At 54.3% G+C, this 337-nt stretch carries 1 protein-coding gene; it reads right to left on the reverse strand.

Going from position 1 to position 337, the window contains the following annotated elements; translation table 11 throughout:
- Positions 1-218: BrxR family transcriptional regulator (locus GYB81_RS24610; protein WP_498052055.1), on the reverse strand; the 218-nt coding region annotated here is incomplete at its 3' end.
- Positions 219-337: the final 119 nt, after the last annotated feature.

Raw genomic sequence — 337 nt, forward strand, 5'->3', positions numbered from 1 at the left:
ACTCCATACAGAGCCAAGGGGTCGCTCAGCCAGAGGCGATAAGCATTGTCCACAATGCTGTGGTCTGGAGAACAGTCCACATGGTATTGCTGCAGGACGTACCCTGCCATCGCAGCGCGTACGCGCAGCCGGAGCACGCCGTCAGGCATGTCATAGTCGCACATCACGATCTGCTTACAGTTCTTGTCTGGGTGCGGGACGAGGGGTAAATCCAACATGCGATTCCACTGATCATCATGCTTTGGGTCTTCTACGTCGCTAGGCTTTTGTCCCAACTGAACCTGAGCGTGACCGATTCGAGCTAGTACGAAGTCAACGAACTTCCCGCGTTTTCTAT

The organism is Pseudomonas yangonensis (assembly GCF_009932725.1).
GTDB classification, from domain to species: domain Bacteria; phylum Pseudomonadota; class Gammaproteobacteria; order Pseudomonadales; family Pseudomonadaceae; genus Aquipseudomonas; species Aquipseudomonas yangonensis.